At 44.8% G+C, this 24,954-nt stretch carries 20 protein-coding genes and 1 pseudogene (1 of these 21 running past the window's edge); 14 read left to right on the top strand and 7 right to left on the bottom strand.

The genetic code is table 11. The annotated features are described in order from the left end of the window. Both PPO43_RS06220 and PPO43_RS06225 read right to left on the bottom strand, forming a co-directional pair. Window positions 1-1,290 carry the 5' portion of a DUF5723 family protein gene (locus PPO43_RS06220; protein WP_272620946.1) on the bottom strand. Its footprint begins 216 nt before the window's first position, so the window shows 1,290 of its 1,506 coding nt (coding positions 1-1,290); the start codon lies at window positions 1,288-1,290; its stop codon lies off the left edge, out of view. Window positions 1,291-1,503: 213 nt separating this feature from the next. Continuing rightward, window positions 1,504-2,787, bottom strand: coding sequence for a DNA recombination protein RmuC (locus tag PPO43_RS06225; RefSeq protein ID WP_272620947.1), 1,284 nt, complete (start codon window positions 2,785-2,787; stop codon window positions 1,504-1,506). 195 nt (window positions 2,788-2,982) lie between these two features. On the opposite strand from PPO43_RS06225, the gene rplS reads away from it, so the two are divergent. After that, window positions 2,983-3,396 (top strand): 50S ribosomal protein L19, encoded by a 414-nt coding sequence (gene rplS / locus PPO43_RS06230; RefSeq protein WP_272620948.1) that lies wholly within the window; start codon window positions 2,983-2,985, stop codon window positions 3,394-3,396. A 90-nt stretch (window positions 3,397-3,486) separates the two neighbouring features. Further along, on the top strand, window positions 3,487-4,716 hold the full coding sequence (locus PPO43_RS06235) for a hypothetical protein (RefSeq protein ID WP_272620949.1): 1,230 nt from the start codon (window positions 3,487-3,489) through the stop codon (window positions 4,714-4,716). Between the two features lie 652 nt (window positions 4,717-5,368). Here the strand turns inward: PPO43_RS06235 and PPO43_RS06240 are convergent. Then, window positions 5,369-6,631, bottom strand: coding sequence for an MFS transporter (locus tag PPO43_RS06240; protein WP_272620950.1), 1,263 nt, complete (start codon window positions 6,629-6,631; stop codon window positions 5,369-5,371). A 174-nt stretch (window positions 6,632-6,805) separates the two neighbouring features. Between PPO43_RS06240 and PPO43_RS06245 the strand changes: the two genes are divergently transcribed. The 6 genes from PPO43_RS06245 to PPO43_RS06270 all read left to right on the top strand — a co-directional run bounded on the left by PPO43_RS06245 (window position 6,806) and on the right by PPO43_RS06270 (window position 11,869). Further along, entirely contained in the window at window positions 6,806-7,531 is a 726-nt protein-coding gene (locus PPO43_RS06245) for an RluA family pseudouridine synthase (protein ID WP_272620952.1), read from the top strand. Between the two features lie 18 nt (window positions 7,532-7,549). Continuing rightward, the gene (locus PPO43_RS06250) at window positions 7,550-7,876 is read left to right on the top strand and encodes a rhodanese-like domain-containing protein (RefSeq protein WP_272620953.1); all 327 of its coding nucleotides are present in this window, start codon (window positions 7,550-7,552) and stop codon (window positions 7,874-7,876) included. Between the two features lie 307 nt (window positions 7,877-8,183). After that, window positions 8,184-9,764 (top strand): NAD(P)/FAD-dependent oxidoreductase, encoded by a 1,581-nt coding sequence (locus PPO43_RS06255; protein WP_272620954.1) that lies wholly within the window; start codon window positions 8,184-8,186, stop codon window positions 9,762-9,764. 174 nt (window positions 9,765-9,938) lie between these two features. Continuing rightward, window positions 9,939-10,382 carry a hypothetical protein gene (locus PPO43_RS06260; RefSeq protein WP_272620955.1) on the top strand — a complete coding sequence of 148 codons (444 nt, stop codon included), beginning with the start codon at window positions 9,939-9,941 and terminating at the stop codon, window positions 10,380-10,382. Window positions 10,383-10,528: 146 nt separating this feature from the next. After that, entirely contained in the window at window positions 10,529-11,263 is a 735-nt protein-coding gene (locus PPO43_RS06265; protein WP_272620956.1) for a hypothetical protein, read from the top strand. A gap of 48 nt (window positions 11,264-11,311) precedes the next feature. Then, window positions 11,312-11,869: a hypothetical protein gene (locus tag PPO43_RS06270; protein ID WP_272620957.1), complete on the top strand. Its 558-nt coding sequence runs from the start codon at window positions 11,312-11,314 to the stop codon at window positions 11,867-11,869. 70 nt (window positions 11,870-11,939) lie between these two features. On the opposite strand, the gene cysQ is transcribed toward PPO43_RS06270, so the two are convergent. Then, window positions 11,940-12,725, bottom strand: a complete 786-nt coding sequence (gene cysQ / locus PPO43_RS06275; RefSeq protein WP_272620958.1) for a 3'(2'),5'-bisphosphate nucleotidase CysQ — start codon at window positions 12,723-12,725, stop codon at window positions 11,940-11,942. Window positions 12,726-12,742: 17 nt separating this feature from the next. Beyond that, window positions 12,743-13,663: a zinc-dependent peptidase gene (locus tag PPO43_RS06280; protein WP_272620959.1), complete on the bottom strand. Its 921-nt coding sequence runs from the start codon at window positions 13,661-13,663 to the stop codon at window positions 12,743-12,745. A gap of 221 nt (window positions 13,664-13,884) precedes the next feature. On the opposite strand from PPO43_RS06280, the gene PPO43_RS06285 reads away from it, so the two are divergent. Together PPO43_RS06285 and PPO43_RS06290 are read left to right on the top strand one after the other, a co-directional pair. After that, a complete protein-coding gene (locus PPO43_RS06285; RefSeq protein WP_272620960.1) occupies window positions 13,885-15,708 on the top strand; it encodes an AMP-dependent synthetase/ligase in 1,824 nt (607 codons plus the stop codon). Beyond that, window positions 15,677-16,105 (top strand): hypothetical protein, encoded by a 429-nt coding sequence (locus PPO43_RS06290; RefSeq protein ID WP_272620961.1) that lies wholly within the window; start codon window positions 15,677-15,679, stop codon window positions 16,103-16,105. Before PPO43_RS06285 ends, PPO43_RS06290 begins: the two co-directional genes overlap by 32 nt. A gap of 344 nt (window positions 16,106-16,449) precedes the next feature. Here the strand turns inward: PPO43_RS06290 and PPO43_RS06295 are convergent. Both PPO43_RS06295 and PPO43_RS06305 read right to left on the bottom strand, forming a co-directional pair. After that, window positions 16,450-17,756 (bottom strand): annotated as a pseudogene (locus PPO43_RS06295) (IS3 family transposase). 115 nt (window positions 17,757-17,871) lie between these two features. Next, window positions 17,872-20,499, bottom strand: coding sequence for an AAA family ATPase (locus PPO43_RS06305; RefSeq protein WP_272620962.1), 2,628 nt, complete (start codon window positions 20,497-20,499; stop codon window positions 17,872-17,874). Between the two features lie 286 nt (window positions 20,500-20,785). On the opposite strand from PPO43_RS06305, the gene PPO43_RS06310 reads away from it, so the two are divergent. The 4 genes from PPO43_RS06310 (at window position 20,786) to PPO43_RS06325 (ending at window position 24,635) form a co-directional block, all read left to right on the top strand. Then, window positions 20,786-22,291 (top strand): sodium:solute symporter, encoded by a 1,506-nt coding sequence (locus PPO43_RS06310; RefSeq protein ID WP_272620963.1) that lies wholly within the window; start codon window positions 20,786-20,788, stop codon window positions 22,289-22,291. A 65-nt stretch (window positions 22,292-22,356) separates the two neighbouring features. After that, window positions 22,357-23,679 (top strand): AAA family ATPase, encoded by a 1,323-nt coding sequence (locus PPO43_RS06315; RefSeq protein WP_272620964.1) that lies wholly within the window; start codon window positions 22,357-22,359, stop codon window positions 23,677-23,679. Then, window positions 23,660-24,298 (top strand): RloB family protein, encoded by a 639-nt coding sequence (locus PPO43_RS06320; RefSeq protein WP_272620965.1) that lies wholly within the window; start codon window positions 23,660-23,662, stop codon window positions 24,296-24,298. Before PPO43_RS06315 ends, PPO43_RS06320 begins: the two co-directional genes overlap by 20 nt. A 52-nt stretch (window positions 24,299-24,350) precedes the next feature. Beyond that, on the top strand, window positions 24,351-24,635 hold the full coding sequence (locus tag PPO43_RS06325; RefSeq protein WP_272620966.1) for a hypothetical protein: 285 nt from the start codon (window positions 24,351-24,353) through the stop codon (window positions 24,633-24,635). The last annotated feature ends 319 nt before the right edge of the window (window positions 24,636-24,954 follow it).

Here is a 24,954-nt window from a genome sequence, read left to right on the forward strand (position 1 = left end):
ATTATAGCCATCTATTGCAAAAGGTAAAGCCAACTCATACCATTTATGCTCCCAACGAGTACTCACAGACCACTGACTCAAATCATGCAATTTGAGAGGTGCCCCCCCAGAAGCAAAAGCAAAATGTCCCGACATATTAACAAACAAACGAGAAAACACATGATAATCCACCTGAATGTTCATAGATGTTGGCAACCGAAGCTGATAAGCATCTTTGGTCTCTTCCATATTAAATGAATCACGCATTATCCGACCAAAATCAGGAACCCCATCAAAATTCATAGAATCAATTGGCCAATTTACCGCCACATCACTAAAATTAGCCCCATAAGTCCCCCGCTGAAAATTCACAACTCCCAAATCTAAAATCGAAACCCCCACTTTCAACTTATACTGCTGATTATCCCGAATACCTGGAATCGGCGACTTCTCTTTTGGATGCCACTCATAAATTACCCCAATATCCGCGTTGAAGCCCACCTGATTCAATAGCGCTGCAGCCCCAGAAAAGGCAGACTGACGAACTGTATCATTTCCCTTAACGGTCGTAAAATCCTGCCAGTTGTTGCTATATCCAAAACGCACATTAGAGGCCAATACATTTAAGGTATCCGCATTCGGAAAGTTGACTACTAAAGTATCCGCATAAAAATAAGAGCTAAATCCTCCTATCGGCAACTTTAAATGCCCCGCAACCTTCAAACGATGCTCTCCCTTCTTTAATACTTCCTGCCCATAGGCCAAACCGATTTCCGTCCAAAAGCCAGCCAAAGCCTGAAACTTGCCATTATTGATATTAATGTTTTGCAAACTGGGGTTTTCCAATTCCGACAAAATCATCTGCGCCATGTCCTGATTCAAATTATCAATATGGAAGTATTGCCGCAATGCCGTCGTAATCGCAAAAGAATGCCGACCAATCTCAAAACCTATTGAGGGCCCCAAGGTATAACCCTCCTGATACATCCGCGCCTCATCCTTAGACTTCTCCTTTAACTGCTGATCCCGAAATAACTGAAAGTTTCCACTATAGGTACTATCAAATAACGGATTCTTCAATTTGCTCAAATTGAACATGCTCGTGTTCAAGCCCAAATAGTTGTTGCTAATGTTCACATCAAAACTAAACAAATTGATGTCTTGCCTAAACCGACTGTTCACAATGTTCGCCGGATTCACAGAAATAGACTGTATACCCGCATAATTACTTGCATGATAACCCGTAGAAGGCTGCGCCCAAAGCGATAGACTCAAAAAAAAGAGCCCCAAAAATGGTAAAATAGTTTTCATAAGGTATTGGTTTTGTTTTCTTACAAACGAAAAATAACACTAAAAAGTGGCAATACCCTATTTTTCTGGGGCCTCCGCTGCGGCTTCGCCTTGCGGCGCTACGTTGCGGGGCTCGCTATTCGCTCGGCCCTTCGGCGGCTTCGCCGCCTCGGTCTGGCCTAACGGCCACCCCTCCACATCGCTAGGCCAATTTGAACCTAGTCCGCTCCTCCCCTACAACTCTTCCTCATTCCGCTGCATGCTCTCTGGCAACTGCCTGCTGTTCTGACTTCCCAAACTTCTTAACTTCTCACTTTCATTGATTAAGCTGTTTCGCTGATCCCGCAAATCATACAGAATCTTATCATAATTGTTCTGCACGGTCTTGATCTGCTTACCCAAACTCTCTATCTTTTCTACCCAAAGCACAAAGCGATCATATAAACGCCCCCCCTGCCGAGCAATCTGCTGCGCATTCTCATTCTGCTGTTCTTGCCGCCAAAGCTGCGCAATGGTCCGCAAACTGACCAATAAACTACTCGGACTCACCAATACGATGTTCTGCTGTAAGGCCTCAAAAAATAACTCTTCCTCTTCTTCCAAAGCCAACAAAAAGGCTGGCTCTATCGGAATAAACAACAACACATAATCTAAACTATTGAGCTGAGGCAATAACTCATATTTCTTCTCACTCAATCCCTTTATATGCTGCTTTATGGCTTGAACGTGCTCTTTTTTGGCCTTGGCTGCCGCCGCAGTCCCCTCCTCTGCCTGCATATAACGCAAATAGGCCCGCAAACTAACCTTGGAATCAACTATTAATTGTCGGTTCTGAGGCAATTGAACAATAAAGTCTGGCTGCCGCCTCCGCCCATCAGGCGTTACAAAATGAGCCTGCGTCTTTATCATATATTGTTTGCTCAAACCCGAAGCCTCAAATAAACGCTCCAATATCTGCTCCCCCCAATTGCCCTGCAACTTGAGGTTCCCCTTCAAAGCCTGAGATAACTCTTTGGCCTCCTGCCCTATCGTCTGATTTAAAGTAAATAATTGCCGAAGCTGCTCATCTAATTGCGCCTGCTTCGTCTGACTCTGCTGATGCATCTGTACCAAATCTTGCTCAAAACGCCGCAACTGCTGCCCCAATGGCTGCAATAACTGCTCTAACTGCTGCTGGTTCTGCTGATTCAAATGCTGCCCCCTCTCCTGCAATAACTGATTGGCCATCTGCTCAAAACGCAAATACATCTGCTGCTGTAAACGCTCTAAGTCCGACTCCCGCGCCTGACTCTGCTCCCGCAACTGATCAATCAATGGCTCCTGCGCCGATAAAGCCTTATGCAATTCTAATAATTCCTCATTCTTCCCCCGCAACTCCGCCTCCTTTTCTTGCAACAAAGGCAATAACTGCCCCGAACTATCTGGCTGATTAGTCGGCTTTTGCCCCCTTTTCCCCCAGAAATTCCCCAAAAAAAAGCCCAAAATTAAACCCGGAGCAAAAAAGATTAGATATTCCATAAAAATTAGCTATTTTTGCCCTCCATTCTTTTAGTGGGCCAACCAAAGATATTAAAAATCTGAAAGCAGGCAGCAACTGGCCCTCATCTAGCACAATTTTGCAATAAAAAAGGCTCCTTTCTTATTGGGAGTTAGATATTTTATTATCTTTGCCTCGCTTTATAGATATCAAACGCTATCAATTATATTTTTGAGATGAAAAACTTGATTCAATACGTAGAAGAGCAGACTGCCAGAGAGATGGGCCAGTTTGATTATTTCAAGCCTGGAGATACTGTGTCTGTCACTTACAAAATCATTGAAGGTGAAAAAGAACGGGAACAAACTTTCCGTGGCACCATTATCCAAGTGAAAGGTAAAGGAGCTACCAAAACCTTCACTATCCGCAAAATTTCGCACGGTGTAGGCATCGAGCGTATCTTCCCTTTCAACTGCCCTACCTTGGCTAGTATCGTGAACCACCAGAAAGGCCGTGTTCGTCGCGCTCGCCTTTACTACCTTCGCGATGCTATCGGAAAAGCTGCTCGCGTGAAAGAGAAAACTTTTGTTAAGCGCCAAACTGCTGAAGACAAAGGTCGTAAGCATAGCTGGACCTTCGGAAATAAATAAGAAGTTTTTCTACTCAAGACTTACTATATCAAAGGATTGTTGACTAATTTGGTCAACAATCCTTTTTCTGTTCCCCTTAACTACACCCTTATGGATATCCAAAAAACAAATGATGGCTACCTCATTAGTACCCCTTGGTACTACTCTTCAGGCATTGGCCTCCTCATCTTTGGCCTCATCTGGACCAGCTTTAGCAGCTTTTTCCTCATTATGGCCAATGGACACAACAGCAACCTATCCGCCCTAGACCTGCCCTTTATTATTGTCCCTAGCTTTTTTATCCTCATCGGTATTGGCCTGCTTTATCTAGCCCTCGGCAATATCCTGAACAAAACAAAAATACTCCTCTCCGAGGATGAACTGCTTATCTCTAGCGGACCGCTCCCTTTCTTTAAAAAGAAACGAATCTGGAAAAATCAAGTCAATCAGATTTTTATCATCAGCTCCGCTAAACACAATGATGGCAAAGTCCTCCCCGCCTACCTCAACCAAAATGGCCAACGCCAATACCTCTTTGGCCAAACGTTTAGCATGCCCACCCCCTGCTTTTTAACAGTGGAAGAAGCCCTAACCCTAGAAGACCTTATCGAAGATTTTTGGGAGATCCAAGACGCCCCAGTTAAAGATGAATTACCCAAATACAAAGAAAGAGAAGAATTTCCCAACTTTCTAGAAGAAACAGAAAGTGAAAAGAGCCCAGAAATAGACAATAGCCCCCTAAGCTTAACAGGCCTCCAAGCATTACTTAAAGCCCACCCCAACAGCATCCTAACCGAATTTAACCAAGATGGCCTCTTCTTAGTCAAAAACTGGTATAGCCCTATCGGCTATTTTTTCTTTGTCTTTGGCCTCACCTGGACCGGCATCATGGCTAGCATCACTTATTTCCTCTTCCAACTTTACCTAGAAGACCATCGCCCCATTATACTCTTCCCTCTCGCTATTCTCATGGTCTTTGTCGGTGTTGGCATCTGGATCCTCCGCCGAGCCCTAATTAATCTAGTCAATAGTAGCCAGTTTCAACTCTCTACAGATTCCTTTAACCTTAATCACCGCCCCTTCAAAACCGGCAAAAGACTCCATATCCCTATCCAAGATATTCAATACTGGGAATTTGAAGAGGAAAAAGTCGTGAGCAAACGCAAGGGCAGAACCTATACAAGCTATATCTACCCCATCTCTATCCAATTAAAAAATGGCCAACGCCAAAAACTATTCGACGCTAACCTACTCCCCATCACTCAAGAAGAAAGCGAGTACCTGGTCCAAGTTTTTAATAGCGCCCTCCAACAAGTCCGTGGCAACGAACAAGAATTTTAATTTCTTTTTGGGGCGTTACTCCTTTCAGTCGTCGAAGACGGCCTAAAGGCCTTGTTGTCGCTTTGGGGCTCGCTGTTACTTGCTTTGCTGCGTCGGCTCCCGTTGGTCGGGTCGCTCGGCCCTGCGGCCAGCTCGCCGCATCGCTAGGCCATTGGGCTGAAGGTTTCAACCTTCAGCCCAATTTTTTTTAGGGCCATAATGCCCAGCAATTGTTAGGGAGTTGTTAAAAATGAAAATAATGTAACAAAATCAAAAAAGGTAAAAGTTATGTCTGGAACATAACTGGCTTACTAAAAAACATAACCAGCTAGGTAAAAGGGCCAATTTTGCGGTTTTAGGGGCCCGAAAGTTAAATTCATGAGGGTTTTAACCCTCATAGATATATTATTGCGAAGCAATATCAACTGTTGTCTGGCTGTAGGTTTCAACCTACAGGCCCATGGCCGAAGGCCAAACGGCCTAGCGATGCGGCGGGGTGGCCGTCAGGCCAGACCCAGGCGGCGCAGCCGCCGCAGGGCCGAGCGAACAGCGAGCCCCAAAGCGTAGCGCCGACGAGCGAAGCCGCAGCGGAGGCCCCAAAAAAAGAAAAAACAGCTCGCCTCCCAATAGAAGACGAGCTGTTTAAGAACGGCAGTATATAGTGTTTGAAGAACTAGTTTCTGTCTTCGGCAGCCTCTCTTTTGCCGACAATCGGGTAATAATATGCTCTCAAAATAGCTACCGACAAGCCCAAAAAGCCCATAAAAATGAGGAAGCTAAAAACGACTTGCCCCTTTTCGTGGAAGAAGGGCAGGCTAAACAAAGCCAAAAAGCCTAAACGGAAGAGCGTATTGCTAATGCCAAAAATGCTATTGGCCCGCCCAATCACCTGATTGGGGACCACCTCAAACAAATAAGAGACGCGAATCACGCGCACTCCAGCATTGGTTAGGCCCAAGAGCAAACTCACAGCCCAAAAGACCCCAACCGAATAGACCGAAAACAAGGCCCCATATTCTAAAAGTGTAATTAGGGTAAGCACAATAATCGCCGATAAAAAACTAGTGCCCTTAAAGATGCGCTGTATGGCCAAGCCGGCCAAAACGGCCCCAACGGAATAAAGCACCTCCGAGATAGCAAAAATGCTGGCGGCGCTATCGCCCTGATCGACCAGACACTGTTTGACATAAGTGGGCGATAGCTCAAAAACATGCAAAAGGACCGTAATGAAAACCGCATGAGTCAAGACCCCAAACAAAAAGATATAGGGTTCTCCCTTGAGGTAGTCCCAACCAATCTTGAGGCGTTTCCAAAGGCTACCCTTCTCGGCTTCTCTTAGGGTAAGCGACTCGAACTTCATGAAGAAGATAATCAAAAAGCCCAAAACATAAGTGCTGGCATCTAAGGCAAAGACCTCGGGTAATTCCCAGGCCTCAAAGCCCAAATAATTCGCCATTTCGGGATCTAAGAGGACGGCAGCAGCTCCACCCGCTAAGGCCGAAGCCAGCTGCCCTTGCACCTCCAGCAAAGAAGCAATCTTACCATAATGCTCCCGTTCTGTAATCTCCTGCATAAAGGCATAAAAGCAGATATAATGCAGGCTGTAGTTCCAGAAAGTCAGTGCAAAGGCCCCTGCTACAATATAGTTATTGAGTCCGAGACTAAAGCCTAGGCCTGCTAGGGTCCCCAGGGCAATGGCCATAACGGTCATCAGGACCAGAAATAGCTTTTTACGATCATATTTATCGACCAAACTCCCTGCATAAGGAGCCCAAAAGAGGGTGACCAAAGTTATCAGGGTATAGGCCACACCAAACCAGGCCGACTGTTCGGTTTCGGCAAAATAAAGCGGCACCGCAATCATGCTGATGCCCTGGGCCACACCAGAGATAAAGTTGGCGCCCAGTAATAATCGAATAGCAGATTTATTTCTCAAAGCTCTTTTATTTTATTGCCGCAAAGGTCCTGAAAAAATAGCGCTACTGCCTCCCCCCTCCATTTAATCTTTTCCTAATAAAATGCCGAGAAACAAGCTGCTGCCCTTCCTTTCAGCCATAACGAATATGAGTTCTTCAACAACTTGATTATCTTTGTGGACTAAAATAATATCATGCGAGAAGAAAATTATACCGTAATCTATGAGGACAATCACCTGATTGCCCTGAATAAACCCTCTGGTTGGTTGGTCCAAGGAGATCAAACTGGAGACCGCCCCTTATCCGAGTACGCCAAAGACTACATCAAGTTTCGATATCAGAAACCTGGAGATGTTTTTTTGGGGGTCATTCACCGGATTGACCGGCCCGTTAGTGGCACCGTGCTTTTTGCCCGCACCTCTAAGGGCCTAGAAAGAATGAACAACCTCTTTAAAGAAAGAGCGGTACAAAAACGCTATTTGGCCATCGTCGAGAAACGCCCTGAAGAGCTTTCTGGCACCTTATTAAACTATATTGCCAAGGACAAAGATCGAAATATCGTTGCCGTTTCTAATAGCGCCCGTAACAAGCACTACAAATTTGCCAAGCTCGAATATCGTTTGCTTGGTGGAATTGGAGAGCACCATTTGCTAGAGGTGATTCCCCACACGGGCCGCCCGCACCAAATTCGCGCACAACTCGCCCGCATGGGCTGCCCGATCCGTGGCGATGTTAAGTATGGGGCCAAAAATAAGAACAAGGATGGTCGCATTCATCTACATGCGGCTGGGCTTTCCTTCATTCACCCCGTCAAAAAAGAACCTATTGATATTTGGGCCCCCATTCCCAATGAGCAAATCTGGAAGCTTTTCAAAGATGCTTTGGGAGAAATGCCCGATTACCAAAATGTCATTATCTAAACAGCAAAACAAACAACTATGGAGCAGGTAAAAGCCGTCAATGTACAAGAACTCAAACGGATGCAAGACGACCAATTTGATTTCCAACTGATCGACGTTCGAGAAGCCGATGAACTCGATATTTGCCATATCAATGGGACGCATATTCCCTTAGGCGAAATTGATGTCCGCGCTCAAGAAATTGCCCGCGACAAGCCCGTAGTTTTACACTGCAAAACGGGCCGCCGTTCCTATATGGCCGCCCTTTTCCTACAACAACAACACGGTTTTGAGAATCTCTACAGCCTAGATGGCGGCATCATCGCCTATGCTAAGGAGATTGATCCTGAGATGACCGCTTATTAGATTATTTTTTTGGGCCTCCGCTGAATATAATGTTGCGGCGGTTACTCCCTTTAGTCGTCGAACTGCACCCTAAAGGGTTGGTTGTCGTTTCGGGGCCCGCTGTTTTGGGGCCTCCGCTGCGGCTTCGCCTTGCGGCGCTACGTTGCGGGGCTCGCAGGCCTGCTCGGCCCTGCGCCGCCTATGGCGGCTGGGTCTGGCCCTTCGGGCCACCCCTCCACATCGCTAGGCCAAGGCTTTCCCTTGGCCTTTGTGGTAGATTAGATTCTATTTTATCATTTACTACCTAAATCGTAGTCATTAGCTAGCTATGCCTCAAGAAGTAGAAATTAGCATTTTGCCGCAGGAGCTGGAGCAAGATGCCCTGATCGAGAAGAAATTGCGCAAAAAATTGCGCTGGCCCAAGGATCAACAGTTGGCCCATTGGCATGTTCGCCGCAAAAGTTTAGACGCTAGGGGGCGGCAACCGCTGTTCCGCCTGCGTATTGTGGCCTATAAAGCTGGAGAAGTCGTTCCCGAAACGCCTTCTATTATTGCGGCCTTGCCACAGGTCCAAGATCGCCCAAAAGTACTGATTGTTGGGGCGGGGCCTGCGGGTTATTTTGCGGCCTTAGAACTGATTGAGTTGGGCTTAAAACCCATCATTCTAGAACGGGGAAAAGATGTGCAGGCCCGCCGCCGCGATCTCCGCGCCATCCAGCAATTTGGAGAGGTTAATCCACATTCTAACTATTGCTTTGGCGAAGGTGGGGCGGGTACTTATTCTGATGGAAAGCTCTACACTCGGGCCAAGAAAAGAGGCAGCATAGAAAAATCGCTGCGCCTATTTGTTGAGCATGGTGCTCCAAGCGACATTTTGGTTGATGCGCATCCGCATATTGGCTCCAACAAGCTGCCCAAAGTAGTGGCCGCCATGCGAGAGACCATAGAAAGCAAGGGCGGAGAAATTCACTTTGGGGCTTGGGTAACGGACTTTCTGATTGAAGAGAAGCAGGGCCAGAGAACCCTAAAAGGCTTGCGCACGGCTGATGGCCAAGAATGGTGGGGTCAAGGCGTCATATTAGCTACTGGCCATTCGGCTAGAGATATCTTCCGTTTATTGGACCAAAAAAAGGTAGCGATTGAGGCCAAGCCCTTTGCCCTTGGGGTTCGGATAGAGCACCCACAGGCCCTTATTGACGAATTGCAATATGGAATAAAAGAGCGGCCCAAAGAGCTGCCCGCCTCAAGTTACAGCCTAGTTTGTCAGGTAGAAAATCGGGGAGTATTTTCCTTTTGTATGTGTCCGGGGGGATTGATTGTGCCGGCTTCTACGGCTCCGGGCGAATTAGTTGTCAATGGTATGTCGATGTCTAGACGGGATTCTCCCTTTGCCAATTCGGGCATGGTGGTGGCGGTAGATATGGAAGATTTAAAAGAGTATGCGCATTTGGGGCCATTTGCGGCCATGAGCTTCCAGCAAGAAGTAGAGCAGGCCCTTTTTCAGGCGGGAGATGGGAGCCAGGCGGCGCCGGCACAGCGTTTAACAGACTTTGTAAAGGGGAAACCTTCTAGTAGTTTGCCCAAGACCTCTTATATACCGGGGATTTATTCGGCTCGTTTGGACCAGTTGCTTCCTGCGGGGATTAGTCGCCGTTTGCAGCAGGGTTTGCAGCAGATGGGGAAAAAGATGCGGGGATATTATACCGAAGAGGCCCAGTTAATTGGGGTAGAGAGTCGGACCAGTTCGCCGATTCGGATACCTAGGGAGTCGGATAATTGTATGCATCCTGAATTGCAGGCCCTATTTCCCTGTGGAGAGGGGGCGGGTTATGCGGGCGGCATCATTTCGGCGGCAATGGATGGGCAGAAAGTAGCTCAGGCTTTGGCCAAATGGATAGCGGTACAATAATTTTGCGGTGGACAGGGCGCGAAGCGCCCGCAGGCCTAGCGATGTGGAAGGGTGGCCCGAAGGGCCAGACCCAGCCGCCATAGGCGGCGCAGGGCCGAGCAGGCCTGCGAGCCCTGAAAGGGCCCGGCCGCCGAAGGCGGCAGGCCCCAAAACAACAGCATAAAACAACAACAGATGGGATTATTTAGCAACCCTTTAAAGAACCCCAAAGTCTTGAACATGGTCTTTGGGAAGGCCCAGGAAGAGTTAAACGAGGCCTTAATTTATCGGAAAAAGCAGTTTGAGGACCCCAACTTATATATGTGGGTGGAGGTAGATCAGGGCTTGCCTTTTGTTTGCTTGCGCAATCAGGCGGGAGAAAACTTGGTACGGATGACGGCCCAGCAGTTATTGGAAGATGAGGCCATACAGCAGCAGCTCAAGAAAATTCCGGCCATCGTTCGGCCCTTTATCAAGTGGGATATCGTTTTGCCAAAAATGAATGCGATTTTGGTCAGCAAGTTGGGCAAAAACAAGAATATCAAGGTAACAGAGGGGGTAGAAAAGGCCATTGTAGACCTTTGGGAAGCGGGGGAAGAGCGGGAAAAAAATGTTCCTCTGGAGCAAATATTCTTGTAGAAAAACAATCTTTTGGGGGAGAATTGCGTAAAAGAATAAAAAAGGAATGGTCTAAAAGACAGCTTGGCAAGTAGTTTGCCCAATCATGGGAACCAATACAAAACAAGCCCTTCAATTATTCATCACCAACTTTTATCTCTAAGTACATGCAGAAGTTAGCGTTTCTATTTCTCTTTTTTGCTTTTAGTTTATCATTTGCGCAGGCGCAAGGAGGCAGTGAGAAAAATCTGATTAAGACTTTGGATCCGGAGGGAGCCGAGAATATCAGTTTCAAATTTAATTTTGAAGAACTGCAATTGGAGCCTTGGGATCAGGGTACTTTGCGTATTCGTCTTTTGGTTCATTCTAATTATCCAGAATCGATCATGAAAGAGTTGCTCAAAGCGGGTCGTTATGAGATGCAAGGATTATTGGATGGGGATACTTACTATATCACGATGCCAAATTTGGATAAGATGATTACAGTGGGTAACTTGTTGTTGGAGGAGCAAATTTTTGTGTCGGTACAGACCCCGGGCTACTTTGAAAAAGAAGGAAAGACCATTAAGAAAAAGCTAGATCCTGCTTTAGTGGTTAATGCTCGTGGCAATCAGGCGGCTCTCAAAAAGATGCGTCAGATCAAAGAGGATATTGAGGATAAAGTAGAAGTAGAATTTGTTTGGATTGGTGTGAATGAGAAAACATCGGCCAAGGCGAACATGAAAGAGCGCTTCAACAAGAAAGAAGAAAAGGCCAAGGGTCGTGTACATGGTCTTTCTGATGAAGAGCCCGTTGGGGCTAGCCGCCGAGCTACTACGCAACCCAATATGACTGCTGAAGAATTTAAAAGCCAATATGGTGGCATCTGGATTTTGGTAGAAGATGAGCTCGACTACAAATAGCCAATTGCTTCCGTCCTTATTTTAATTTTGTATACAAAACACAGAATCATGAGAATCTCTGCCTTTATTGCTCTATTTATGTCTTTTGCTTTTTTTGTACAAGCTCAAGAGAACAGTGAAAAAACGCTAGTAAAAACGCTAATGCCCGAGGAAAGCTCGGAAGTAATTTTTGAGACCAAGAATGCTACTATTGGTTCTGAGCCTTGGGATCAGAAAGGAATGCGTGTAGAAATCGAAGTAATTTCTAATATGCCTGTTTCTGTATTGGAGCAGTTGGTAAAAGCTGGCCGTTATGAGCTAGAAGGTCGCACAGAAGATGGTATTTTCTATGTGAATGCGCCTAAAATGGAAAAGCAGGTTACTGTTCGCGGTAAGTTGTTGGAAGAAGTCATCAACTTCAATGTAAAAACTCCTGGTTACTATGTGCTTAGCGAGAACCGCCTTATGCCTGATGCGGGTTTGGCTGCTCGTGGTAATATGAAGCACAGCATTGAGTCTGTGGTAGTTTTCAAGCCTGTACTAAAGACTACTCTTAAGTCTGATGCACAGATTGAGCTCAAAACGGGTGACATCAAAATTGGTGATGAGGTGATTGAAATCGAGTAAGAGATTACTTAATAGACGCTAAATATTTAGCCCTAGTTCTATATAGAACTAGGGCTTTTTTTGTGTGCATTTAGATTAGTTTGCCTTGAGCCATAAAATGCGGATTATGTAAATCGGCTTTATTATATCGCAGTGGTTTTCGGCTGTTCCAATCTAGTATTTGGCCTCCAGCTTCTTCTAGAATAATTTGAGGGGCTGCGGTATCCCATTCCATAGTTGGGCCTAAGCGGGGGTAAATATCGGCTTGGCCTTGGGCCAAGGCCATAAACTTGAGGGCACTGCCTTTGGCCACAAATTGAGCTTTTTTTAGCGAATCAATATAAGCTTGGGTAGCGGCTCTTAAATGAGAGCGGGAGCCTAATACCCGTAAACCTTCTTGTTCAAAAGAGAAAGTATTGGCCCAAATAGGTCTGTTCTCCTTTTCTTCTACCACAAAAGCCCCCTCTCCTTTTTGGGCCCAATATAAAGTCTGGCTTACTGGAGCGTATAATAAGCCAAAGACGGGTTTATCCTGTTCAATTAAAGCAATATTGATTGCAAACTCAGCATTCCGATTCACAAACTCTCGAGTACCATCTAGTGGATCAATTAACCAGCAATAACGGTATTTTTTACGCTCTTCATAGGGTGCTTTTTCTTCCTCTTCTGAGATAATTGGAATTTCGGGCCAATGGCAGGCCAAAGCCTGACAAATAATAGCATTTGAGCGTTGGTCGGCCAGCGTCAATGGACTATCATCAGCTTTTTGCTCTAGCTGCCAGTTGATTGTAGGCTGCTCATAGACGCTCATAATTGCTTGCCCAGCCTCTTGGGCAATTTCTTGGATAAGTTGAATATCAGAGGGATTTAACCACATAACGTTCTATCTAAAATTTAACTCAAATCTTCTTCCTCTTCAGCTAAAGCTGGATTTCCATCTCCATCCTGCAAATCTGGGGAACTGAAGCTAAGTGGATCCTGGCCGTAAGTCTTGACCAAAAACTCATAAACCTCAGGGAATTCTCCTTTAAAGGCCTCTGGAAAGACAAAAAAGTGTTCAGAAGCTAACTCAAAGAGCTCAAAATCAGGCAGGCCTGTATATTCTAAGCTATAGCCTATTTTAAACTGACGCAAAACATGCAGGCGAGCCAAAAATTCCATGCGATCCGGAATGGGAAGATCTTCATCATGAATATGATATTCTGACTTAAAAGCCTTCGCAAAGCCATACAAGCAAACATCATAAAATTGATGTGGAGCTTTAAGTGCTCTAATAAACATATTAACGGAAAGAACAAGGCTAGCGTAGGGCTCTTCTTCCTCAAATTCTACCGCGTGAATTTTATCATTGATCTTAGGCGTAATAAAGGTCCTTGGATAAAGAATAATCATTCCCAACTTCGGAAAGAACTCCTTTTGAAAAGCCTTCCCCATGGTTATCTGAATTGCTCTAGCCGAAACTAGCAACTGAATATCACCTGGCAGTTTCTCTGCTCCTCGCATCTGAAACTGCTTTTGCATTCTAAAGATGCTCAAACGCTGCTCAAAAAAGCGCTTGTGGTCACTCCCTAAACTTTGATAATAAGGAAAAAACTGTTCTAGAATATCCCGCTCTATCTGAGCCAAACCTGGAGGGTGTTTAACCGCCCACCACTCATAGATCCCTTTCCGAATTAAATAGGTGCCTACAAATATACCTAAGGGAATGGCGCCCAACCATTTCAATTCATCCGAAATTAAATCATAGATAAGTAAATAGGCAAAGATTATCGTCGCTATTCCAGACGGAATCAACAAAAGAGCTAAAATAGGCATAAGAATAAAATGCTAGTGGACCAAATTATATTTTTATATAGAGCCTTAGATATAGTGGTTTTTTAAGATAATTTCGCAACTAAGGATATTTATATCTAAGATATTTTCTAAATTTAGAACAGTAGCCCTTTTGCTACTCCCCCAAACAAGAAGGCCAATAGGCCCAAATTGTTACATTCAAATAAGCGTCTTAACGCTATAGGCCAAAAATAATCAACCTTATGGAAATTCGTCGTCTTTTTGATATCCCTTATTATCAAGCTGCCCATTATCCCCTCCCCAAAGCCCTCGGTGGCCAACACATTAGTGGTAAAAAGTACTATTATAGCACAGAAAAAGTACTAGAACTCATCAATAAAGTGAGCTGGGGACTTCTACAAATGGGCATGAAACCCGGCGATAAAATTGCCCTGATTTCTTATAATAACCGCCCTGAGTGGAATATCATGGACCTAGGCATGCAACAAATAGGTGTGATCAATGTTCCTGTCTATCCAACTATTAGCCCCGATGATTATGTCTATATCTTTAATGACGCCACAATCAAATATGCAATCGTAGGCCATGGTGACCTACTCGATAAGGTCCGTACCGCCCAAAGCGATATTCCCTCTCTACAAGCTATTTTCACCTTTGACCAAGCCGATGCCGAAGGCCAAGTAGACGCCAATGATCAAGAGGTCAATTTCTGGGAACATATTTGGGGCGAAAACCCAGATATGAAGATCATAGAATCTCATAAATCAAAAATTAAAGCCGAAGACCTCGCCACAATTATCTATACCTCGGGCACAACAGGCAAACCCAAAGGCGTTATGCTCAGCCATAATAACATTGCTACGAATGTTCGCGATGTACTTCCATTTATTCCCCTCCAACCTCAAGATATCGCCCTCAGCTTTTTGCCCCTTTGCCACGTTTTTGAACGTACCGTGACCTATAGCTATATGGCAAAAGGCGCCCAAATTTTCTATGCTAAAGACTTAGATACCCTATCCGAAACCTTACAAGATATCCGCCCGCATTTCTTTACTACAGTACCCAGACTCCTAGAAAAAGTCTACGAGAAAATGATGCTGAAGGTACAGGCCGAAGGCGGCCTCAAAGAAAAGATCTTTAAATGGGCCCTCGGACTAACCGAAAAATATGATTTTGACTGGCAAGCCTCTGGCCTAGATGCTATCAAATGGAAGATTGCCGATAAACTAGTCTACTCTAAGGTTAGAGAACGCCTAGGTGGCCGCTTGAAAGGAATTGTCACCGGTGCTGCCGCCTGCCCCCCTCGCATGACGCAATTGTTCTCCGCTGTGGGGATCCCAATTAGGGAGGGCTACGGCCTGACCGAAACCTCTCCCGCCATTTCTATCAATATTTTTGAGCCCTACCAAGCCATGATTGGCAGTGTTGGCCCTATCCTTCCTAGTGTACAAGTCAAAATTGACCTAGATGATAGCTATGGCCCCAATGAAGGGGAAATCCTCGTTAAAGGAAATTCGGTCATGATGGGCTATTACCGCAAAGAAGACAAAACTGCCGAGGTCTTCAATGAAGAAGGCTGGTTCCTAACTGGCGATATCGGAAAAATCGTAGAGAATAAAAAAGGAATCAAATTCCTCAAGATTACTGACCGCAAAAAGGAATTGCTCAAAACATCTGGTGGGAAATACGTGGCCCCCACTCCCATCGAAAGCACCCTCAAAGAAGACCTGTTGGTGGAACAAGTCATGGTGGTGGGCGAAAAACGCAAGTTTGTCTCTGCCCTTATCCAACCCAATTTTGATAGCCTCAAAAATTGGTGTAAAAATGAAAATATTCCCTGGGATAAACCCGAAAATGTACTGGCCAACCCCAAAGTACTGGCCTACTTCCAAGCTACAGTCAATCGCTATAACCCCCGCTTTGCTAAGGTAGAACAAATCAAAAAGTTCTATTTGGTCCCTACTGTTTGGAGTGTGGAAACAGGCGAACTTACTCCCACCATGAAACTCAAAAGAAGAGTCATTTTAGCTAATTATGAAGATGCTATCGAAAAACTTTATCAGTAAATTTCTTTGCCCACTCTTACTCTTTCTGCTCTTAAGCGCCTGCCAATCTTCCTCGGCAGACCCCCTATACGCTCCAGCCGATTTAGAAGGAAACTGGCGCCGAATCGATAGCAATAAACCTAGTTTAGACGCTATGGAGGTGGAAGTCCAAGGTATCGAGGCCTTTATCCGAGCCACAAATGGCAGCAGCCCTTACTTCTTGCTTGGCCAACGAAAATGGCGACGCATCCGCCCTACCGATGGCCCCAATTTTAGCTATGAAGATAAAGGCAGCAATAATGAGTTCTATGATGGTACAATGACGCTCGATAAAAGTGGTCCCACAGACTATCTTTACCTCAATATTAAAGTGGCTGGAAGCGGAAATGGGAATAGACAAACTTGGGAACGCTTTTAAATATTAGGGGCCTGCCGCCTCCGGCGGCCGGGCCCTTTCAGGGCTCGCAGGTCTGCTCGGCCCTGCGCGGGCTTCGCCCGCTGGGTCTGGCCTGCGGCCACCCTTTCAGGCCCCTAGGCCGATACTGTGGGTTTAAACCCACAGCAAATAGGTATTGCTTCGCAATGATTTATGAAATGAGGGTTAAACTTCAACCTTTTGGCCTCTCCCAATAATGTCCCGTCCTGAAAAACTGATACAGAATTTAAAGCAATAAAATTCTGATTAAATACGGTTAAAAGTTATTCTGGAAGATTTTGACCTCCTTCAAAAAGGTCAAAAAATCTTACGGAAATAACTTGTTGTCAATTTAACAACTCTGGCTTGAGATGATCTTGGGCTAGAGTTGTTTTCTTTTTGTAGCTCTTATATTCGAGCTCTTGTTGTTGGTGCATTTCAGCAGGCGGCATAAATTGGCAAGACCAATGTGGCCGAGCTTGATTATAAATATCAATACTTTGAGCGACTATTTTCTTCATGGCTTCTAGGCCCAAATGGAAAAAATCTGCAATAAATTCTTGCTTTAATATTCCATTTATTCGCTCTGCTACGGCATTTGCATAAGGGTCGTAAGATTCCGTCATCGAACAATTTATGCCTAGTTCTTTAAGTACTTGCTGATAATCATTTGAGCAATATTGAATGCCCCGATCAGAATGATGAATCAGCTCTTCATTGGGATATTGACGGCGCTTTGCAGCCTGCTGCAAGGCTCGAATAGAGCCAATACTGCTTAGGCTATTCGAGACATCATAACCCATTATTTGCTTAGAATAAGCATCTGTAACCAAGGCTAAATACATTGGATTTTCTCTCGTTCCAATGTAAGTAATATCTGAAACCCAAACTTGCTCTGGCCGATAAATTTTCAAATCAGCTATTTTGTTCTTATGCTTTCTATAGTGGTGAAAGGAATTCGTCGTTGTATGATAGTTCTTTCGGGGCTGAACGAGTAAGTTATTGGCTCGCAAAATAGTAAAAAACTTATCTCGTCCTACTCGCAGAGCCTTCAACTCTGTTTGAAGTAAATGATACAGTTTACGACCTCCTAAACGAGGCATTTTGTTTCGTACTTCTTGAACTAAAGCGACTACTTTTTCTGCCAATCCCTGATTAGAGCTATGTTTTGCCTTTGGCCTATAATACTTCTGACGATTTAGCCCGACCAGTCGACATAAGCTACTTAAGCTTATTTTTTCTTCTTTTTGGAATTTATCAACTGTTCGGGTAAAGACTTTTTTCTAATGGGAATTTGAAACTCCTCTTCCGCTATATCTATCATCATATCAAAAAATAAGGCCTTCTTATCTGCCTGATTTAGCTCCTTTTCCAAACGACGATTTTGCTTCTCTAATAGCTTCATTTGCTGACGCAATTCCATCAATTCTTGTTCTGGACTCTTTTTCATACTTCTTATTTTATAGCTCTTATCATATTGGCCATGTTTCTCAATCCATGTCCGAATTGTATTGTCTCCTTGTATCCCATACTTTCGTTGAGCTGCCTTTAATCCAATCTCTCCATTTTCTACTTCCGACACAACTTGGAGCTTAAAAGCTAAGGTATAATCTTTTTGTGTCCGCTTAACATACTGACCTTCTTTATTTTCCATCTATCTTCTGATTTTGTTGTATCAGTATATCAGGACAAGACATAATCAACAAAAAAAAAACGCCTAGCCTTCCTCTAGAAGACTAGGCGTTTTCGCTAATAGAAAGTGGTTTCGATTAGTCACGGTGATTAAAGCCGATAGAACCTGGACGTTGTTCGTCTTGTTCGATCAGTCGGAAATCTTGTAGGTCGGCAGCAGTGATTGTTTTAACCATTTCGTGGCTGCGCTCGGCATGCGAGATACTAGCCAGACGTAGATTTTGGCGACGCACCACCTCATCCACCACCTTGCGGATACTACGGGCATTGCCAAAATACTTGTGTTTGTGGTCCAGAAGGTCTTGAATATAATTTTGGAGCAACTTGCTGGCCTCTTCATTGAGATAAAGGTCTTTTTGCTCACACATATCCGAGGCAATCTGGAAGAGTTCCTCAGCGGTATAATCCTTAAACTTGAGGGTGCGATCAAAGCGAGAGAGCAGGCCAGGGTTGCTTTCTAGAAACTGCCGCATTTCCTTAGGGTAACCTGCGACAATGACCATAAACTCCCCTCTTTTGTCCTCCATGCGTTTGAGCAGAGTATCTACGGCTTCCTTGCCAAAATCGCCTTGGCCACCTTGAGTGAGGGCATAAGCCTCATCAATAAAGAGACCGCCGCCCATGGCTTTCTCGATTGCTTCATCGGTTTTGAGGGCCGTTTGGCCAGTATAACCAGCCACTAAATCCTTACGGTCTGTTTCAACCAAATGGCCACGTTCCAAAACGCCTAAGGCCTTATAAATCTTGACCAGAATGCGGGCCACGGTAGTTTTTCCTGTACCAGGATTACCGACAAAGACGGTATGTAGCGAAAAGGCCTTCTTCACATCGCGGCCAATTTCGGTATAGTAGCGGACCAATTTGGCCACCTCATCCACATCTCTTTTGACATCTTCTAGACCGACCAAGCTATGCAACTCATTGAGGGCCTCTTGCAAAAGAGGCTCATCAATAGGAATATGCACCTTGGCCTTATTGCTTACGCCAAAGGCTTTTTCGACATCTTCTAGGATAATGGTAGACAATTGTTCGGCCTCCATTTTTTCCATTTCCTCAACGCCTAGGCGCATCAGGCGGAGGGCCATATTTTGTTTACATTCTTCGATCACGCCATTGATAAAGCGGGCATTGCCAAAATTGTCATTGCGTCCGCGATAAGCTTCAACCACCTTGCGGTTAAGAAACTTGAGCGTTTCCTCATCCAGTTTGATATCGCGTTTTTCGGCGGCATAATCTGCAATTTGCATTAGCTCATCGGGGCGATAATCGGGAAATTGGATAGTTGATTGAATGCGTGAGCTCATGCCTGGGTTCTTATGGATAAAGAGATTCATCTCTTTGGGGTAGCCCGCAAAAATGATCGCAATATCGCCGGGGCCATCAGACATCTCCTTAATGAGGACCTCAATGACTTCCTTTCCAAAATCTTTTCCGTCATCGCCACGATCAGATAAGGCGTAGGCCTCATCGACGAAAAGGATACCGCCACGGGCTTTATCAATTGCTTTTTTGACCTTGGGAGCGGTTTGACCGATATATTCTCCGACCAGATCTACTCGGCCCACCTCATGCACTTGGCCTTTAGACAATAGGCCGAGGCTGGCATAAATTTGCCCGAGCATTTTAGCCACCGTTGTTTTACCTGTGCCGGGATTGCCCATAAAGACCGTATGCAAGTTAATAGCGGCATTTTCCTTAAAGCCTTTTTCCTTGCGGATTTGGATAAACTTGAGGTAAGTGGCCAGTTCATCAATCTGTTGTTTGACGGATTCTAGACCAATCAGAGCATTGAGTTCGGCTACAGCCTCTTCATAACTCATTTTTTTCACTTCTTCTTCACCTTCCTCGGTACTTTGGCCAGTAGTGCTGCTTTTGCGGCCACCAATTTGGAAAGGCATTTTGCCTTGTAGGGTTTCTTCTTCTTGGCCTACTTCAAAGGGGACCACCCCGATGAGTTGGTCCATGAAAATAATTTCTAGGGTATAACGATCTTCGAACCAATAGCCGCCTTTATCGAGGCCATAGCCAGTATCGAAGCTCAGTTGCTGTCGCTTATCGGTAATTTCGGAGAAGTACTCCATATAGGCCTTATGTTGGCCTGCGTCATTATAGAAATTAAATTGAAACTCTAGGGGGAGCAGTTCTTCCTCTTTGAGGAGATCCACGGCCATTTCGATATTGATATAGCGGGTTTTGGCTTGAGAAAAGACCTGAAGGTACTGGCGTTTTTCTAGCTCAAGGCCTTCCCCATCGCTTTCGAAGAGGCGTACCTGTTTAATTTTGAGGTAGGGGTTTTCGGTGGGGGTAACAAGGCCTCCGTCCACCACATAAAAGTGGCTAGTCCCAATAAAATCGTCGCCGATATAGGCATCCCAGCGATATTTACCTTTTTTCCACCAACCGGGCTGAGGAGTACCCCAGCCTTCGCGCACATAAAAGACATTGGTGTCTTTACTGACCTTAAAGTCTTTTTTGAGTTCGCAAAGTTGTTCTTCGGTGGCTTCATTCGTACATATTAGGCGCAGGCTAATATTCCAATCTTTTTCGTCGAACAACTTATTATAGAGGGCCATTTCTGCATAGATATAACGAGCTTCCGACTCATCATATACCCGTCTATATTTCTTTACATTTTGGTAGAGGTTTTCTACCGAGCCAAACACTTTGAGGTGTTTGAATTTATAGTTTCCGCCTAGGGCACTCATACTCTTGGATTAAAAATTCGGTTAATTTTGGGGACTTTTCTGTCCTTAAAAATACAACTTTTTCAAACTTTTGCCCGCTATCTCTGCCCAAAGAGTTTGTTAGGGTTGTTTTAGGGGCTAAATTTGGGCCCGAAGGGCCAATGGCCCAGCGCTGCGGAGGGGTGGCCGCAGGCCAGACCGAGGAGCCGAAGGCGACGCAGGGCCGAGCGAATAGCGAGCCCCGCAGCATAGCGGCGGCCGCCCCAAATTGAAGGGCGGCCGCGGGCCCCAAGAAAAAACAAAAACTATGAATTATCCACTACAACTATCGGCGGGTTGGATCCTGCTTTTGCTTTTGGGCTATTTTATCTTTTTGAGTTTGCTATCCTTTTGGCAGAGTCGGGGAAACAGCAGTAATGCAGCCTTTTATCGGGCGAATCGGGCGGCGCCCTGGCCCTTAGTGGCCTTTGGGATGATCGGGGCCTCTTTGTCGGGGGTAACTTTTATTTCGATACCGGGTGTAGTGGGGGCTGGGGGGCTCAATCAGGGCTTTTCCTATATGCAGGTTGTTTTGGGTTATTTAGCAGGTTATCTGGTCATTGCAGAGATTTTATTGCCCTTATATTATCGTTTGCGTTTGACCTCCATTTACAGTTATTTGCAGGGGCGATATGGGGAGCGGAGCTATAAAACGGGGGCTAGTTTATTCCTTTTATCGAGGACCTTAGGGGCGGCTTTTCGCTTATACTTGGTCGTCTTGGTTTTAGATAGCATTTTGCGATTGGGGGGCTGGGAGATACCGCTTTGGGCGATCACTTCTGGCTCGGTGCTTTTGATTTGGACCTATACGTTTCGCTCTGGATTACAGACGATTATTTGGACCGACAGTTTGCAGACGGGCATGATGTTATTGGCCTTGGGCTTTAGTTTGTACTACCTGTTGTCGGGCATGGAGTTGGGTGCGGCCGAGAGTTTTTCGGCCTTAGAGGCGGCCAATTTGGGGCAATTTTTCTTTTGGGAAGATGGCTGGAGCAATCCCAATAACTTCTTCAAACAGTTTTTGTCGGGTATGTTTATCACTATTGTCATGACGGGTTTGGACCAAGACATGATGCAAAAAAACTTGGCTTGCAAAGACTTGAAATCGGCCAAAAAGAACATGTATAGCTTTAGCGCTATTTTATTGGTCGTCAACTTTTTATTTCTTTGGATGGGCGGGCTTTTATTTTTGTATATGCAGCAAAAAGGCCTAGATTTTCCGATGCGGGGCGATAAAATTGCCTATGATTTGATTTATCCGCAACTGGCCTTAACCCAGCTGCCGCTCTTTATGGGCATTTGTTTTTTGTTGGGTTTGGTGGCGGCGGCCTACTCTAGTGCGGATTCGGCTTTGACGGCCTTGACGACCTCCTTTAGCATAGATATTTTGGGCTTGTCGGAAGAGGATGAAAGTGCGCAATCTAAGCAAAGTCGGCAGCGGGTGCACCTCTTTTTTTCGGCCTTATTGGTGGGGGTTATTTTGTTGTTTGCCTACATCAATGAGCAGTCGGTCATCAATCAATTATTTAAGGCGGCGGGCTATACCTATGGGCCATTACTGGGCCTTTATAGCTTTGGGTTGTTTAGTAAAAGGCGGGGCAAAGACCAGTACATTCCCTTTTTGGCCATTGGGGCGCCTTTGCTCAGTTTTGGCATCAATTACTATTCAGAAGAGTTGTTGTGGGGCTACAAATTTGGCTTTGAAATCTTGTTGTTGAATGGGGGATTGATGTTGTTGGGCTTGTTGGCTTTGTCGAGGCGTGCAAAAATTTAAAGGCATTTATTTACTTTTATTTCTGGTTTCACTGCTATATATTTACATGAAATAGTAGAAAACTTATGATTATAGAACTTACAGTAGAAAACTTTGGTCCCATCCAAGAAGCCCAGACCCTATCGTTTGAGGCGAATAAGTCGGAGCATTTAAGTGAATATTATATTCATCGGCCCAATAGTAAATTGAAGCTGCTTAAGTTGCTGTATATTTTTGGTCCCAATGCTTCAGGTAAAAGTAGTTGGTTGAAGGCCTTAGAATTTATGCGTGAGCTACAACTAGAGGCAGCTAACGATAAGAGTGATAAAATTGACTATCAACCCTTTTTGTTTTGTGCTAATCCGCTAGAAAAGGATAGTGCGCTGAGTATTCGCTTTATTCATGAAGGAATTGAGTTTGACTATTATTTTCGCTTTAATCAAGAAGCTATTTTAGAGGAAAGTCTACATTATTATGAACCTCGTCGGGCGCTTGTTTTTGAGCGAAAAACAGATTTAGCCAAGCAGTTGAGTGAACTCAATTGGGGCTCTAAGATTAAACTCTCTGCAATAGAGCAGGAAAGTCTAAAGACCCATGTACTCTGGAACCGCACTGTTTTGGGGGCCTTTCATAAGGCCAATACAGACTGTCGAGAGTTAAGAATTGCGCTTTCTTGGTTTAAGGAGGTCTTGTATGGGATGATTAACCCTGACTTAGATTTGACTGGTATTGTTTCTACACTGTTGAGTAAAGGAATTTTAGATAAAAATCTATTAGTATCTTTTCTAAAAAAAGCAGATCTGAAAATAGAGGATGTGCTTTTTGAGGAGCAAAAAGAAGATATTTCAGCTTATTTTAACGACTTTGTCGCTGCTCACCCTGAATCTGAATTGGCTCAATCTGTAGTCGATGGAAAAATAGTTCGTAAAAAGTTAATGATTAAGCATCAGGTAAAAGATGAGAATCTATCTAGCTATTATGCCTTACCTTATTCTCTAGAATCTGAGGGCACAAAACGCTATTTTGGCTTTAGTGGCTTGCTCGCTATTCTGGCCAGCCAAGCAGCTATTTTTTCCATTGATGAGGTAGGCAGCTCCTTGCATCCCGAACTATTAGAGCATTTTCTGCTTAGCTTTTTACTTAATAGCCAGCCCAATTCACAGCTTATTCTTAGCACCCACCAAAGAGAGCTTTTGCGCTCTAAGGATATTCTGCGGGCGGATGCAGTTTGGTTTACAGAAAAACAAGCCAATGGGGCTTCAGAACTTTTCTCTTTAGCTGATTTTGAAGCTAAAGATTTTCGCTCCTTAGAGGCTTATTATCATGCCTATGAAAAAGGGCGACTTGGTGCAACTCCCAATTTAGATGATCCCTATAATCCTTTAGCTAATGCGCAGAAGACCGACTAAAGCCCGTAAAAAAAGAAGTGTAAAGAAAAAGTTAGTCTTCTTTGTAGATGGAGATACTGAGAAATGGTATCTGGATAGCCTAAAAGGTTTTGAACGCTTGGATATAGATATTGCACCTCGTCTGCCAACTAAAAAAACACTTAAAGATATAGCACAAGAGCTAAGTGAAATTTGTCAGGAAGCAGATGCTAAATTAGGAGATAAGGTGATCTGGATTGTTGATTTGGATGTGCCTTATAAAGAGGATAGAGAGGGGAATCCTAAGAAATTAAATGATTATAAGCGCATCAAAACTAATTTACTAGCTGACTTTCCTGAAGTTTTTGAAGCTTGGGAAAACTTCCCATGCCTAGAGTTTTGGCTGTTGTTGCACTACAAACAAACACAAAGGTGTTATTTGAGCTACAATGACTTACTGCCTGATTTGAAAAAGCATTTAGTCGACTATAAGAAAACAGAGAACTACTACAAAAGCTCTAAGAAGGGGGCCGCAAATCTTTATGCTTTACTCAAACCCAATCAGAAAGCGGCTTACGATAGCGCAAAGCTACTGAAGAAAATAAATAAGCCCGATGCGGCTGCAGATATTTATAAGCTGATCGACTTAGTCGGTCTCTAACTAGGCCCCCTTTTCCCTAATTTCCCTATCTTTGCCCAAAAGCCACAAGATTATGAGAATTATTGGATATTTAGAAGAGGTTACCGACATGAAGGTCACCTTTTTCGAGCAGGGATTGCGCTACAGCATCAAGTTTGAAGATGGCCTCTACGAGCAAACCTATAAGTTTAGACAGGGCGAGGGTATGAGCAATCTCAAAGAGCTCAAAGCCTTAGTAGATCAACCTTTTTTGGAGGCCGTTCGGGCCCAATTTGAGCAAATGCGAGAGCAGGTCAGCGGGCTACTCAACCGCCAATTTCCCGACCAAGACGAAACCGAAGCTATCTTCATTATCTAAAGGCTAGCCCTAAGCAAAAGCCTTTTTGAATCGCTCCTAATACGCTGTTATTAGGGGCGATTTTTTTGGGGCTGCCCCTCCCTGCGGTCGGGTCGGGCTATGTCGCAGCTCGCTATTCGCTCGGCCCTGCGCCGCCTGCGGCGGCTGGGTCTGGCCCTTCGGGCCACTGCTTTCTATCCCTCAGCCTGCGGCCCTTCGGGCCTGCTAGACGCAATGAAATACGGCTTAGGAGGCTAATTTCTAATAAACTAGGCGATCCAAGCGGACAAGCCAAGGCCCAAAAACGTTTTTTAACTGCATCTGTAGGGATAAGAATCGA

The organism is Saprospira sp. CCB-QB6 (assembly GCF_028464065.1).
Lineage (GTDB): Bacteria > Bacteroidota > Bacteroidia > Chitinophagales > Saprospiraceae > Saprospira.